Annotated in this window: 9 protein-coding genes; 8 read left to right on the forward strand and 1 reads right to left on the reverse strand. The window is 58.6% G+C overall.

Annotated elements, in window-relative coordinates:
* Positions 1-29: 29 nt before the first annotated feature.
* The 8 genes from PHU01S_RS10670 to PHU01S_RS10705 all read left to right on the forward strand — a co-directional run bounded on the left by PHU01S_RS10670 (position 30) and on the right by PHU01S_RS10705 (position 12,601).
* Entirely contained in the window at positions 30-1,856 is a 1,827-nt protein-coding gene (locus PHU01S_RS10670; protein WP_048750032.1) for a cache domain-containing sensor histidine kinase, read from the forward strand.
* Position 1,857: 1 nt separating this feature from the next.
* Positions 1,858-3,174, forward strand: coding sequence for a response regulator (locus PHU01S_RS10675; protein WP_127507562.1), 1,317 nt, complete (start codon positions 1,858-1,860; stop codon positions 3,172-3,174).
* A gap of 106 nt (positions 3,175-3,280) precedes the next feature.
* The gene (locus PHU01S_RS10680; protein WP_048748780.1) at positions 3,281-4,207 is read left to right on the forward strand and encodes a carbohydrate ABC transporter permease; all 927 of its coding nucleotides are present in this window, start codon (positions 3,281-3,283) and stop codon (positions 4,205-4,207) included.
* A gap of 1 nt (position 4,208) precedes the next feature.
* Positions 4,209-5,081: a carbohydrate ABC transporter permease gene (locus PHU01S_RS10685; RefSeq protein WP_048748782.1), complete on the forward strand. Its 873-nt coding sequence runs from the start codon at positions 4,209-4,211 to the stop codon at positions 5,079-5,081.
* Between the two features lie 133 nt (positions 5,082-5,214).
* Entirely contained in the window at positions 5,215-6,699 is a 1,485-nt protein-coding gene (locus PHU01S_RS10690) for an ABC transporter substrate-binding protein (RefSeq protein ID WP_021877886.1), read from the forward strand.
* Between the two features lie 207 nt (positions 6,700-6,906).
* A complete protein-coding gene (locus PHU01S_RS10695; RefSeq protein WP_127507564.1) occupies positions 6,907-7,674 on the forward strand; it encodes a VOC family protein in 768 nt (255 codons plus the stop codon).
* A 179-nt stretch (positions 7,675-7,853) separates the two neighbouring features.
* The gene (locus tag PHU01S_RS10700) at positions 7,854-8,660 is read left to right on the forward strand and encodes a lipid II flippase Amj family protein (RefSeq protein ID WP_307721797.1); all 807 of its coding nucleotides are present in this window, start codon (positions 7,854-7,856) and stop codon (positions 8,658-8,660) included.
* Between the two features lie 107 nt (positions 8,661-8,767).
* Positions 8,768-12,601, forward strand: coding sequence for a glycosyltransferase family 39 protein (locus tag PHU01S_RS10705; protein ID WP_127507566.1), 3,834 nt, complete (start codon positions 8,768-8,770; stop codon positions 12,599-12,601).
* Positions 12,602-12,748: 147 nt separating this feature from the next.
* Here PHU01S_RS10705 and hpaB read toward each other — a convergent pair whose 3' ends face one another.
* Complete coding sequence (hpaB, locus tag PHU01S_RS10710) at positions 12,749-14,203, reverse strand: 4-hydroxyphenylacetate 3-monooxygenase, oxygenase component (RefSeq protein WP_127507568.1); 1,455 nt, start codon at positions 14,201-14,203, stop codon at positions 12,749-12,751.
* Positions 14,204-14,835 lie beyond the last annotated feature (632 nt).

Below are 14,835 nucleotides of genomic sequence, written 5' to 3' on the forward strand. Positions count from 1 at the left end.
AATACCGACTTATTCCGGAGGCATGGACCATGAACAATCCCCTTACCAGGCTCAGCGTGAAAATGCAGATGATCCTGCTGTTTTTGATGATGGCCATTCCGATTCTGGGGCTGTTCGTCTACGGCAATATGAAAGCGGAAAGCATTTTGAAGCGCAACATTACGAACGCCTATGCCGAGCTGAACAAGCAGAATCTGGTCATCATCGACAAGGATATGGACAATATCAACCGGATCACGACGACGATCATCCAGAATCCCGCGACGCAGGCCATCGTGCCGGGCAGCCTGGAACCGGTGCTGGACCGGGTCAAGAAATACGCGGCGATGGACAAGCTGCTGCGGGTTTATTCGACCGGAACGGATGGAGAAAATCCGATCTACTATTCCCTTTATGTGTACGATCCCTCGAGCGAGTTCTATTTCGCCCCCTCCATCCAAATGACGCAGAACGGCGTCTACTTCCTCAATTCCGACAACAAGCCGGCCTGGTACGACAAGGCGGTCGAGAACAAGGGACTCGGCTTCATGCAGGTCATCGACAACAACACCGCCTTCAGCAAGGAGAAGACGCTCGCCTATATCCGCGCGGTCAACAACATCGGCGAAGGGAACGTCATCGGCGTCCTGGTCGCGTACAAGATGGACAGCAAGATCGTCGACTCGCTGCGCTCGGTCAATCTGCCCGACGGCGAGATGTTCCTGACGGACAGCCAGGGCACGATCATGTCCTCCACCGTCCAGGGCAAGCTCGGCACCAAGGTCGAGCTGCCCGAAGAGGTCGTCCGCGCGGCCCGATCCGCCAGAAGCGACATGCCTTACCATGCGGTGAACAGCGACGACATCTATGTCGTCAGCGCGGCCAATGCGCTGAACCTGCGCCTCGTCTACGAGATCCCGGTTCAATCGCTGCTCCAGCAGCAAAAGGAGCTCAAGAATGTCATTCTGTTCATCTCGATCGCTTATACGCTGCTCGGCTGCATCGTCATGATCTACTTCTGGCGCTCGCTCATGACGCCGCTGCAGCGACTCTCGACGTTCGTGCGCCGCTACGAGCCCGGCAAGCGGGTGCCGGAGACGCCGGGGCAATCGCGCAGCGACGAGGTCGGCGTCCTCATCTCCGCCGTCTACGGGATGGCGAGGAGGCTCAACAGCCTCATCCATGACCGCTATCAGATGGAGATCCGGCAGAAGGAGGCGCAGCTTCAGATTCTGTACCATCAGATCAATCCGCATCTGCTCTACAACACGCTGGAGAGCATCTATTGGAAAAGCTCGCTCGAGGGCAATTCCGAATCGGCGGAGATGATCAAGGACTTGTCGAAGCTGATGAAGATCAGTCTCAGCCGGGGCCGCGAGATCATCTCGCTGGGGGAGGAGCGCGAGCATGCCGCCGCCTATGTCGCTCTTCAGCAGCGGAGATATGAAGCCGATTTCAAGATGGAGTGGGACGTACCGGAGGAGCTTGGAGGCATCGGCATCCCCAAGATCACCTTGCAGCCGCTGATCGAGAACGCGATCATCCACGGAATCAAGCATATGGGAGAGGACGGGCTCATCCGGGTCGCTGCCGTCCGGGACGAAGAGGGGAGAATCCGGGTGACGGTAGAGGACAACGGCTACAAGGCCGTTGATTACGCCGCGATCGAGCGCTGGCTCGGGGAGACGGACAGCTCGCCGGCGATCGGCTACGGAATCCGCAACATCGACCAGAGGATCCGTCTGCGGTACGGCTATCCGTATGGACTGGCGATCGGGCCGAGGCCTGGCGGAGGCACGAAGGTAAGCATCCTGCTGCCGGATCAGCAGGATCAATCAAGCGAGGCAGGCATCGAATCAGACGGGGAGGACAATTGACATGCACCGAATATTGATCGTGGACGACGAACCGCTTATCTGCAAAGGGCTGGCCAGCCTTCTGGCGGGAGCGGGACTTGGCATCACCGACATCCATACGGCGAGCAACGGTTATGAGGCGCTGGATTATTTGCGCATGGAGGAAGTCGACCTCATGATCACCGACATCCAGATGCCGGGAATGAACGGCATCGACCTCATGCATCAGGCGAAGCTGATCAAGCCTTGGGTGCAGACGATCGTCGTCTCCGCCCATGAGACGTTCCAATATGCGCAGATGGCGATCCGCCTGGGAGCGAGAGACTACCTGATCAAGCCGCTGAACAGCAGCCAGCTGCTGGATTCGGTCCGCAACGCGCTGCTCAATTCCGAGAAGCCCGTCTCCGGGGATCAGGATTATCTGGCGAAGGCCAGCTCGCAGTTCTGCCTGCGCGCGCCGGACAGCGGCCAGAGCGCCGCCCTGCTGAAGCTGCTCGTCGCGCCGCCGGCTGGACCAGCGCAGGGACTTGCGCTGATGGAGCAGGCCGGCATCGCCGCATCGGGACCTTACTTCGCCATGATCCGCATCCGCGCGGATTTCGGCGGAGGGAATTATTCCGCCAGGGACAAGGACTTGCTCGCCTACGCGATGATGAATATTTCCTGCGAGCTGCTGGAGCAGGAATGGGAGCCGATTCCCTGCCTGCTCCCCGGCTGGGAGGTCGGCGCCTTGATCGGCTGGAGCGAGGCCAAGTATGAGGACACGACGGTAAGCAAGGTGAACCAGCTCGACATGATCGGCCGCAGCCTGCACCATAATCTCGACAGCTACCTCCATCTGCCGGTCACGCTCGGCATCAGCCAGATCGCCCGGGGAGCCGAATTCCTGTCGATGCTCAGCGACCAGGCGGCGCGCGCGCTGGACTGGAGCGGCAAGCATCCGGACCAGAAGGTGTTCTATTACGGCGACTTCAGCTGGAGCGGCCCGCAGCAGGAGGCCAGCGACGAGGAGCTGTCCGCGCAGAGCAATCTGATCGTGGAGCGCTCCAAGCGCTATATCGAGGAGCACTACGCGCAGAAAGGGCTGACCTTGCACGAGGTCTCGCAGCGCAACCACGTCAGTCCCAATTACCTCAGCTACCTGTTCAAGAAAATAACCGGGAACAACCTGTGGGAATACGTCATCAAGCTGCGCATGGAAGAGGGGCGCCGGCTGCTCATGACGACCGACCTGAGGCGCTACGAGGTCGCGGAGCGCGTCGGTTATGAATCACCCGAGCATTTCAGCAAAATCTTCAAAAAGTACTACGGGCACAGCCCGAGCGAGTTGAAAAAATAGAAGTAAGATTCGCTACGATATGCATAGATACGCACATGTTCTCCCTTTCTCCTGGAATCTAAAATGAATAGATAAAGATAAGAAACAGGAGAAAGCGGGGAAAAACATGAGTCAAGACATCGTTGCGGCCACCGGGCCGCAGGCGCAGGCGGGCAGGGGCAAAGCCCGGACCCTGCTTCGCAAATACGGGTGGGGCCTGGCGTTCCTATTGCCTGCGGCCGCCATCTTCATCCTCTTTTTGTGGCTGCCGATCATCAAGGGATTCTTCTACAGCTTCTACCATATCGACTTCGTCAACGGCGACGAATTCGTCGGATTGGACAATTATCGGACGGTCTTCAGCGATCCCGACGTCTGGACCGCCGTCAAAAATACGCTCTATTATATGGCGCTATGCCTCGTCATGGGCTTCTGGGTCCCGATCGTATTCGCCATCGGAATTTCCGAGATCAAGCGGCTCCAGGGCGTGTTCCGCGTCGCGGCCTACCTGCCGAACGTCATCCCGGTCGTCGTCCTGTACGGGCTCTGGAGATGGATGTACGATCCTGTCGGACCGATCAACGCCGGCATCACGAGCCTGTTCGGAGGAGAGGGCGTCAGCTTCCTGACCGATACGAAGTGGTCGATGATCTCCCTCGTCTTCATGGAGACGTGGCAGCAATTCGGCTCCGCCATGCTCCTGTATCTGGCGGCCGTGCTCAGCATCCCGCGGGACTGGTACGAGGCGGCGGAGATCGACGGAGCGGGCATCTGGCAGAGGATCTGGCATATTACGCTGCCTTCCCTGCGCAGCCTGATCCTGCTCATGCTCGTGCTGCAGATCATCGGCACCTCGCAGGCTTACCAGTCGCAGCTGGCGATTCTGGACGGCGGTCCGGTCAAGGCTACGCTGACCTACGCGCTGCTTATCGTCAAGTATGCGACCACTCGTCTCGATATGGGTGTCGCTTCCGCGATGGGCGTGCTCATGTTCATCGTTCTTGGCGCTCTGGCGATCGTTCAATACCGCCTGGACCGGAAAGGGGACCGATAACATGAGCAGCATGGACAGAGGCATTCTTTCGGAATTCGATCTCAAGCGCAAAGGAACCCGCGCGGGGTATATCATCATGCTCGTCGTCATTTTCCTGATGGCGGCATCCATGGTGTATCCGGTTCTTACAACGGCTTTCAACGGACTCAAGGACAACGCGGAGGTCAATTCGTTCCCGCCGCATTTCCTGCCGCAGACATGGGAATGGGGCAACTTCGACGAGGCGTGGAATTACATCGCGCTTCCGACCTTCCTTCGCAATACGCTGCTCATATTCGGCGGCAACATGATCGTATCGGTGCTGGTGCTCGGAACGGCTTCCTTCAGCCTCTCGCGCCTCCATGTGCCGAAGCGCCGCAGCATCGAGATGTTCTTCATGATCACGCTTTTCATTCCGCCGACGACCTATCTGATTCCGAACTTCCTCAACCTGAAGGATCTCGGTCTTCTGGATTCGTTCTTCGCCTTCTGGCTGCCGGCCGGCGCCAACGCGTTCTTCCTGCTGCTGCTCAAAAATTTCTTCGACGGAATCAGCATGGAAATCTTCGAGGCGGCAAGAATCGACGGAGCTTCCGAGCTCAGCTGCTTCATCCGCATCGCCGTGCCGCTGTCGCTGCCGATCTTCGCGACGCTGGCCATCTTCGTCTTCTCGACCGCATGGAACGACTGGTTCTGGCCGTCGCTCATCATGCACAAGGACAGCCATTATCCGCTGTCGACGGCGATCTACAAATACGTCATCCAGGCGAAAATGCTCAACCTCAACATCAAATTCGCCATTCTGACGCTCGTCATGCTGCCTCCGATCGCCGTCTTCCTCGTCTTCCAGAGGTTCATCATCCGCGGCCTGCATCTGGGCGGAGTGAAAGGCTGACTTCATCGTAACGACACACATAATGACCATAGAATCGCACATCGTACAATGAATACGCATCCATTATGATGGTTTTGCAAGCTATTCCAGATGAACGCCATTTTATCCATGTTCAAGAAAAGGGGAGTTACACGTGCGCAAATCGACAGCGATCCTGAGCTGCCTGGTGGCGACCAGCGTTCTGCTGGGAGCCTGCGGCAACGGCAACAACGGCAACAGCGGCAGCGGCAACGCGAATACCGGGGGAGCTTCGAGCCCGTCGCCGGCAGTGAGCGAGCCGGCCAACAACACCGCCTCCAATGACGGAGCGGCCGCTCCGGCCGAGGAAGACATCAAGAACAAGAAAATCACGATCAGCATCTATTATCCGCTTCCTGACCAGACGGAGAAGCGCAAATCCGAGGACGACAAGATCGCCCGCTTCCAGAAGGAATACCCGAACGTCACGATCGTCAAATCGGACTGGCATTACAATGTCGACGAAATCGGCGTGAAGATGGCGGCCAACGAAGCTCCGACGTTCTTCAACACGTTCGCGACGGAAGCCGGCTTCCTCGTGCAGCGCGGCTGGGCGGCGGACATCACGGATCTGTGGAACAAATACCCGTTCAAGGACGACATCAATCCGACGCTGCAGAACCAGTTCGTCAAGGACGGCAAAGTATTCGGCATCGTCCAGAACGGGTATTCGACCTCGACCGTCGTCAACAAAAAGCTGCTTGAGGCCAAAAGCGTAGCGGTCCCGTCCTACGACTGGACTTGGGACGACATGCTGAATACGGCCAAAGCGGTCGCCGATCCGAAAAAAGGCGTCGCCGGCATCGCTCCGATGGGCAAAGGCAACGAGTCGGGCTGGAACTGGACCAACTTCCTGTTCGAAGCAGGCGGCCAGATCCAGACGACGGACGGCGGCAAGGTAACGGCTGCCTTCAACTCCGACGCAGCCGTCAAAGCGCTGCAGTTCTACCAGAAGCTGCGCTGGGAAGCCAACGCCATTCCGAAGGACTGGGCGCTCGGCTGGGGAGACGCGGTCGGCGCGTTCGCTCAAGGGCGTACGGCCATGGTCATCGCCGGTGCGGAAGGCGTGCTGGATCAAGCGCTCAACCAAGGCGGCATGAAGCCTGAGGACGTCGCCACCTACCCGATGCCTGCGGCTGAAGCCGGCGGCAAGCATTCCGGCATTCTGGGCGGCGACTATCTCGTCATCAACCCGAACGCCTCGAAGGATGAGCAGGAGATGGCGTTCCGCTACATCACGTTCGACTACTTCTCCGACAGCTACCTGAGCGCGGTCGAAAAGGATATCCAGGCCCGCCAAGCGGACAAAAAGTACTATATCCCGCCGCAAATGAGCTACTACAAAGAGGATTCGGAATACGGCAAGAAGCTTCAAGCGATCTACGACAAGTACACCAACGTGTACAAGTACGATCCCGAATCCAACAAGCTGCTCGACGGCAACCCGGAAGCCCAGTACAACACGCAGGAATACTACGCCGAGATGACCAACATCATCCAGGAAGTATTCTCCAAGAAGGATGTCGACTTCAAAGCCAAGCTGGATGCGGCTGCCAAGACGATGCAATCCAAGTACTACGACGCGATCAAAGTCCAATAATGCTTTCCACTTTATGTAGAAAGAAGCCGGATCTGCCAAGCGCAGATCCGGCTTTTTCCTGTCGGGCCGGGCCGGCCGCAGCAGCCTGCAGCGCTCTTTGAGATCAAAGGGACATGAACATGAAATCTTCATTTGCGACTTTCTAAAGATAACCATATACTAAATAAAAATCTTTAGAAAAAGACGACAAAGGAAGAGGGTTTTGCCATGATTACTCATTATGCGAATGTGCAGCTTCATACGGTGTCTCTGGAGGGCGTCAGGCAGTTCTACGGGGAGCTTCTGCAGCTTCCGGTCGTCTACCGGTCGGACAGCGAGATCCGTTTCCGGGTCGCCGATCGAAGCATCCTTTCCTTTGTGGAGACGTTCGAGCCGATCTCACCCGCCCATCTTGCTTTCGCGATTCCCTATTCCCGGTTCGAACGGGTAGTCGAATGGGCCGAATCCCGGCAGCTGACCTTTTTGAAATGGGAGGATGGCCGCGCCATCGATGATTACGAGACGGGCAAGAACATCTACTTCCGCGACGGCGACGGCCATCTTTTGGAAATCATCACCGACAGGGAAGGGGATGCAGGCTCTGCGAAGCCTTTTTCGGCGGATTTTCCGGTTCTTTTCATCCGGGAGGTCGGATTTCCGGTCGAATCCGTCCCGGAGTTCAGGCAGAAGCTGGTGCATCTCCTGGGCTTCGAGCTGCGAGGGGAGCCTACCGACACGTTCACCTTCGCGGTCGGCGGGACCGCCTACGCGGTCGTCGTCTCGAAGAAGCGCCGCTGGATTCCGATCGGCATGATCGCGCTTCCTCCGCGTGTGGGCGTGACGCTCGGCTTCAACCGCGCCGCCGACTGGAGCGAGATCACTTCCAGGCTGTACGCCTCCGGCATTCCATACAAGGAGGACGGAAACGGCGGCGGAAGCTTCATTCTGGAGGGCTACCGGTTCCATCTGGTTTATGAGGCAGAGAAGCAGGGATAGGGAGGCTTGTCTTGGGGACGTTTAAGCGGAAAACAGGCTTCAATTCGTCCATAATAAGACGCCCATCAGTCAGTAGCCGGGCAGGAGGGGATGGCAGTCTCCTCTTTTTTTTGTCGTCCAGGCAGCAACAGATTGCTTCCGGATATCGTCAAGTAAAGGATAGAGATGATCTGCCGGAGGTGCTTCTATTGATTGCCCAAGTGGCCGCCGTATCCCTCTTCACAATGCTGATCCACATGGCCGAAACATTGACCTATTCGCTGAGGCTCGCTGGAGTAAGGCTGCGCAAGCTGGCCGTCGCCATGTCGCTATCCGGCATCGTGCTGCTGATTTCCCGCACCTCCAACATGATCCAGGCGCCGATGACCGGCAAGATCATCGACGGGGCGCGGCTTCATCCTGACTTCCATCTGGCCGGCCAGATGAGATTCATTCTGGCGGCGGCGACGGCCGGGACGCTGCCGGCCATCGTGCTGTTCCCCACCGCGGTAAGGCTGTCCGCGCGCCTGATCGCCCATATGGAGCAGGCTGGCTCCATTCCCCGCCTGCTGCCGGTTCTTTTAAGTCCGACTAAGATGCGGAACATCCGTTATTATCTAAGGCTGCCTCGTTTTTCTATGTTTTCTCATATCCGAAAAGGGGGCGTTCCTTACCGGCTTGTCCTGCTGAACGGACTCGTCACCGCCATTTACACGATCGGGGTGCTCGCGGCGCTGCTGGCATCCACCTATGCAACGGCCTATTCGACCTCGGCTTCGCAGGCCTCGGGACTGATCAACGGCATGGCGACGATCATGCTCGCCCTTCTGATCGATCCGAAGATCGGCTTGCTGACCGACCAGGTCATGAGTGGGGACCGGTCGAACGGGGAGATGAGCCGGATTTTCGGCGTTCTGATGCTCTCCCGCCTTATGGGAACGGTGCTGGCTCAGCTGCTGCTCGTTCCGGCCGCCTTGTGGATCGGATGGATCGTCTCCGTGATTTGATGAGGCTTGGGGGCTGGACTTGTCTTATTTTGGCGTGCCAGCGGCACCCTATCTATGCTACTCTAAAAACATACTTATGCAGAGCTTGAGAGAGGAAGGTTGGACGATTGAAGCCTACGTACATAAGGCCGATTCTTCTGCTGCTGGCTGCAGCGGTCATTCTGCTTGGAGGCCGCATGACCGCCTATGCGGCGGACGAGCTGCTGGCCAATCCCGGCTTCGAGGCTGGAGCGGACAGCATGCCGCAAGGCTGGAGCAAGGATGGCTACAAGCTCGATGACTCGGTCACCTCCTGGTCGCTGCAGCAGGGAACGGGAGATGAGCCTGCCCGTTATTTGAGGGTGCAGAATCTTCAGCCGAACGACGCGCGCTGGCTGCAGCGCGTGACGGTGAAGCCGGATACGCTGTACCGGATCTCCGCCAATGTCAGAGCTGCCGGCGCCGAAGCCGGCAAGACCGGGGCGAATCTATCCGTGCTCGGTCCCGTGGATACGTCGGTTTCCCTCTACGATACGGCGGGAGCCTGGCAGCCGCTGGAGGTGTACGGGCGCACCGGGCCGTCCCAGGACACGATGGACGTGCTGCTCCGCCTCGGCGGCTACGGAAGCGAGAATGTCGGCACCGCCGATTTCTCGGCTGTCTCCGTCACCGAGGCGGCCGAAGCTCCCGCCGGCGCGACGGTTATTTCCCTGGACCCTTCCTCGGCCCCGGCTCCGGCACCCGCGGAACCGGCCGCTGCCGCGCATAAAGCTCCCGGCTATTTGATCCCTCTTGCGTTTCTGGGCGGAGCGGCGTTTCTGTACGCCTTTTCGATCGCTTATCGGGCTCTCTTTTCCAGGAAGGAAGCGACAGCATCCATCGACTGGCTCCGCAAGGAAGGACGTGATACTGCAGGAAGCAGGGCGCTGTGGCTGCTGCTCGGAGGCGGCCTGCTGCTGCGCCTGCTGCTCGCGCCGACGATGCAGGGACATCCGATCGACTTCCCCGACTTTTCGATCTGGGCGGACCGGGCCTACTCGGTCGGCCTGAACGGATTTTTCAGCGACGACGTGTTCGCCGACTACCCGCCGGGTTATATTTACGTCCTCTACGTAGTGGGCATGCTCAAGCATCTGTTCGGCTTGAGCGGAGCCGGCGGCGGCGTCATCCTGCTGGTCAAGCTGCCGGCTATCCTGGCCGATCTTGCTGCCGGCTGGCTGCTTTACGGCATTGCCCGCGAGCGGTTCGGCAAGCGCGTCAGCCTGATGGCGGCCGGCCTATACATCTTCAATCCGGCCGTGTGGTTCGACTCTGCGCTGTGGGCGCAGGCGGATTCCGTCATGACGCTGCTTGTCCTTCTCGCGGTGCGGGCTCTGTCCCGCAGCCGCCATGCTGCAGGAGCGGCTTGGCTTGCGGCGGCGGTTCTCGTCAAGCCGCAAGCGGTCATTTTCCTGCCGCTGCTGCTGTTCGCCCTGATTTCCAGCCGAAGCGGCAAAGAGTGGCTGAAGGCTGCCGGAGCCGGCATCGCCGCCGTTCTCTTGCTGCTGCTTCCGTTTGCCGTCGGCAGGGAGCCGCTTTGGATCGTGGATCACTACAAAGCGATGTTCGCTTCCTACCCGTACGCGACGCTCAATGCCTTCAACATCTATGGTCTGCTCGGCCTGAACGGAATCGATGCGGCCAAGCATTGGCTCGGGCTGCCGCTGTCGGTCTGGGGCAACGTCGGAGCGGCGCTGGCGCTTGTCGTCATGGGGGCCGTCTTCTTCAAAAAAGGCCGCAGCGGCCTTTATCTGGCCGCCTTTGCCGGATCACTCCTCGTGTTCCTGCTGAAGACCGGCATGCATGAGCGGTATCTCTATCCGGCGCTGGCATTCGGCTTGGCCGCGTTTCTCGTCTCGGGAAGCCGCCGCCTGCTGCTGCTGCACGGTACGCTTACTGTGGCGGTTCTGGCGAACATCGCTTATGTGCTCCGGGACGCGCTGCAGGAGAACTATTATATCGCCAACGGCAACGGCGTCATGGTGCTCGTGTCGCTCGTCCAGACGGCAGCAGGTGCTTACCTCCTGTATTTGACGGTCCAGGCATGGCAGGGCAAGAGACTCGGTTCGCTCGTTGCGGCTTCCGGAAGCGGCTCCTTCGTCCTTCCGGAAGCGGCGCATGCGGGCAGCGGCATCTCAGGCGCGGAGCGCAGGCCGCAGCCGTATGAGGACAGAACCTCTCTGCCATGGCGCAAGGAATGGTGGCCTGTGCTCGCCATCGTCGCCGTATACGCGGTCATGATGTTCTGGCAGCTTGGCGATGCCAAAGCTCCCAAAACGGCGTGGCAGCCGGCATCCGATGTCACGGCGCAAGTGCAGGGCGGCCCGCAGGCCGTCGATCATCTGCTGCTCTATGCGGGCATCGGGGACGGCACCGTTCAGGTATCGGTATCCCCCGACGGCATGACCTGGAACGCTCCCGTGGAGCAGAAGCTCGACGGAGGCACCGTATTCCAGTGGAAGTCGGTGCCGCTGGCGGGGCAGACGGCTCAGGCCGTACGAATCACCGGAACCGGAACCGCCGTCGTCTATGAGGCGGGATTGTTCGGACCGGACGGCGCCAGGCTGGCTCTCGCTGCGGATGGCGGCTCGCCGCTGTTCGACGAGCAGGCGCTCGTGCCGGACAAGCCTTCCTACCGCAACAGCATGTACTTCGATGAAATCTATCACTCGCGTACCGCCTATGAGCATCTGCACCGGATCGAGCCGTACGAGACGACTCATCCGCCGCTCGGCAAAGTCATCATTTCCGCGGGCATCGCGATGTTCGGCATGAATCCGTTCGGCTGGAGGGTCATGGGCGGCATCGCCGGCCTGCTCCTGATCCCGGCCATGTACGTTTTCGGACGCGGCTTGTTCCGCTCCCGCAAGGGCGGCCTGCTGGCGGCGGCGCTCATCTTCCTTGATTTCATGCCGCTCGTGCAGTCGAGAATCGGCACCGTCGATACGTATGCGGTCTTGTTCATCATCATGAGCTACCACTTCATGAACCGGTTCTTCCAGCGCAATGAGCCGGGAACGCCGCTCCGCCGCCTGCTCCTGCCGTTTGCCCTGGCCGGCATCTTCTTCGGGCTGGGAGCCTCGGTCAAATGGGTCGGCGTCTATTCGGGAGCGGGCCTTGCGGCGATCTTCTTCTATTCGCTCGTTAGAAGGTATCTCGCGGCTTCCCGTGCCGCAGCTGTTCCCGGCAGGGAGAAAAAAGCGAAGCAGGCAGGCGGCAAGGGCGAAGACGCCGCGCCGAGCCGCGCAAGCGAGAAGAGCTTCATCGCCGGCATGATCGGAGCGGGGCTGCTGTTCTTCGTCCTCGTTCCCGGGGTCATCTACATCCTCACGTATATTCCGTTCATGAGGGTTCCCGGGCCGGGCCATGGCCTGAAAAACGTCATTGAGTTCCAGAAGTTCATGTACGATTACCATTCCAAGCTGGTGGCGACCCATCCGTTCGCCTCGACCTGGTGGGAGTGGCCGATCATCCGCCGGCCGATCTGGTATTATTCCGGTTCCGGACTGGAACCGGGCCAGATCGCGAGCATCGTGTCGCTCGGCAATCCGCTGCTCTGGTGGGCCGGCATTCCTTGTGCCGCGGCCGCCTTCATCGCCGCCTGGAAAAGAAAAGAACGGGCGATGCAGGTCGTCACGATCGGGCTCCTGTCCCAATATCTTCCGTGGGTCGGCATTCCGCGCCTGACCTTCATCTATCACTATTACGCTACCGTGCCGTTCCTGCTGCTCTGTGTCGTCTACGTGCTGCTGCAGCTGCCGCAGCGTATCGGCGCCAAGCAAGGCAAAGCCGCGACATGGACTTACCTTGGCGCTGCCGCCGCGCTGATGGCGATGTTCTATCCGGTGCTGACGGGACAGACGATCAGCCGGGATTATGCCGTTCATTTCCTGAAGTGGTTCGGCAGCTGGACGTTCTTCTAAGCGGCCCGCCACCCGGCAGCGGGCAAGCCATGGCGCGCTGAATCCGCATCAAGGAGTGAAGCCTTGCCTGTAAAGCTTCGCGAATCAAAAGTCCCGCCTCAAGACGGCCGTCTTGAGGCGGGACTTTTTTGCGGGCAAGCCATGGCGCTATTTTTCCGACAGGAAATCTAGGATGCGCTGCTTGTATTTCTCTCTTCCTTCATATCCGTTGTAAAGACGGTTTGTCACCGTAGCGGCATTTCCGAAGAAAAACTTCTCATAAACGCTCTGTCTGCCCCCGAATGCGCTGACGCTCAGCTCCCAGGCCAGTCTGGACAGCTGCACATTATTTTTGGCATCCAATCCGACGCCTTTGAGGTAACGCTGCAATGAATCGCCCAGCTTGCCGTCAAAATCCTTTTCCGAGGGAATCATGATGACGCTGCTCGAGCCGATCAGGTGGATGATCTCGATCATGCGGGGATACACCTTGGGAAAATAAACATTCGCGGCAAGCAGCGGCTTGGGGTCCGGCACCATGCTTCCCCACTTGTCGCGCTTGGCACCGTTCTCGGCAGCAAGCTGAAGCGACTTGAGCGTCTCCAAAATCACGAGGAGCTCGCTCACCATTTCCACCACGTGGGCGTTCTGGTCGATGCCCGACGTCTCCGCCATCGTTTCCGCCACCCCGAGAAAGAACTCCGTCTTGGCGATGTTCTTGCACATGACCTGGGTGGCGGCATGAGTGTGAAAACGGCTTTCCTCAGAAAGGCGGTTAGCCATGCTCACGTCGCCGCATAGAAAGACGCGGTCCCACGGAACGAGAACATCCTCGAAAAGAACAAGGGTATCCATTTCTTCATATCTGGAACTGAGGGGATAGTCGTAGGCGGATTCTCCTCCCACGAAGCTCTCCCGGCACACGAAGCGGATGCCTGGCAGGCAACTTGGCACGGCAAAGAAAAAGGAATAAGGGCTTTCTCCTTCATGGAAGGTAGGGAAAGGGGCCGGATAGACAAGAATTTCATCCGAGGTCGCTCCCTGGGTATCCAGCATGAAAGCTCCCCTGACGATGATGCCGTCCTTGTTTTTCTCCATGACTCTGGCTGCCGGAGGATCTTCCAGTGCAAGGAGGAAATTGGACAGGCGGGCGGCTTTGGGCTGGATGAAGACATGAGATAGGGTAATATCGTTTTCCCGGCAATATACGTAGTAATTTCTAAGGTTGGCTGCGAACTGAGGATAATCCTTCTCCAAAATTCCGGCAGCGGACGAGTAGGCCATCAGTGCGGTGTTCATATAATCGGGGGCTCTGCCGAGGAAGCCGTTATGGGCATAAGCCCAAGCCTGCATCATTTCTCTTCGGGCGGCGAGGTCTTTTTTTGTTTTCGGCTGCAGGAAAGAAAGTCCTACGCGTTCTCCCGAAAGGGGGGACTCGAACGTCATTCTCGCCTTCGCCGATTCGTCAGCCTGCATATCGTACATCGAGGCTTGGGTCGCCATCAATCCTTTGAACGCAGCATGCTCGGATACTTTCCCTTGTACCTGCTGTCCGGCGATCCGGATATCAGGCCGATTCCGATCCAGTCGTTCTTTATATTGAAGTCCATTTTTAATAGGCACAGGCGTAAACCTCCCTCAGCGGTCAATAGTTCGTTTCCTTAGCGGATCATGCTAATATATTCAGGCAGGGGGAGCCTAGTTCTGGGGAAACGCTCTTTAGCGCCGCTCGGGCTGAGCTGTATTTCAGCTGTAGAATAGACCGATTTTCATGCCGGAAGCATACATAGGCCTGCCATTCGTCAAGCGGGTCATGCCGCGGTGACAGGGTGTTTACAATTCTCTCCTGTTTCTGGTAAAATGGCTCAAATGCGATGAAGAGAAGAGTAAGCAGATCCGTTATCTCCGCAAGAAAGCATGCTGCTTTCCTTGCGGCCCGAGTGCAGGCGCAGCCGGTAGGAAGAGGCGGTGCAGCCCGGTCAGAGAGCTCCGGCAGCTGAGAAGGAGCAGATAGCGATTTGCCGAATCAAGCCTCCGAGCTTCACATCGGAACCTGCCCGGCGGGCGATGGTGTGACGGGAGCTCCTGTTACAGAGCTGGAGTATAAGCCTTCCTACCGGGATTGCCGTACTCGACGAGGCCTGCATGGCGACATGGAGGCACAACTGGGGTGGCACCGCGACGACAAGTCTCGCCCCCAAGACCTAGGTCTTGGGGGTGGGATTTTTTTGTTTGCTTTCGCACGATAGAAAAGG

Origin of the sequence: Paenibacillus humicus NBRC 102415 (assembly GCF_004000905.1) — a bacterium.
In the GTDB taxonomy this organism is placed as follows: Bacteria; Bacillota; Bacilli; order Paenibacillales; family Paenibacillaceae; genus Paenibacillus_O; species Paenibacillus_O humicus.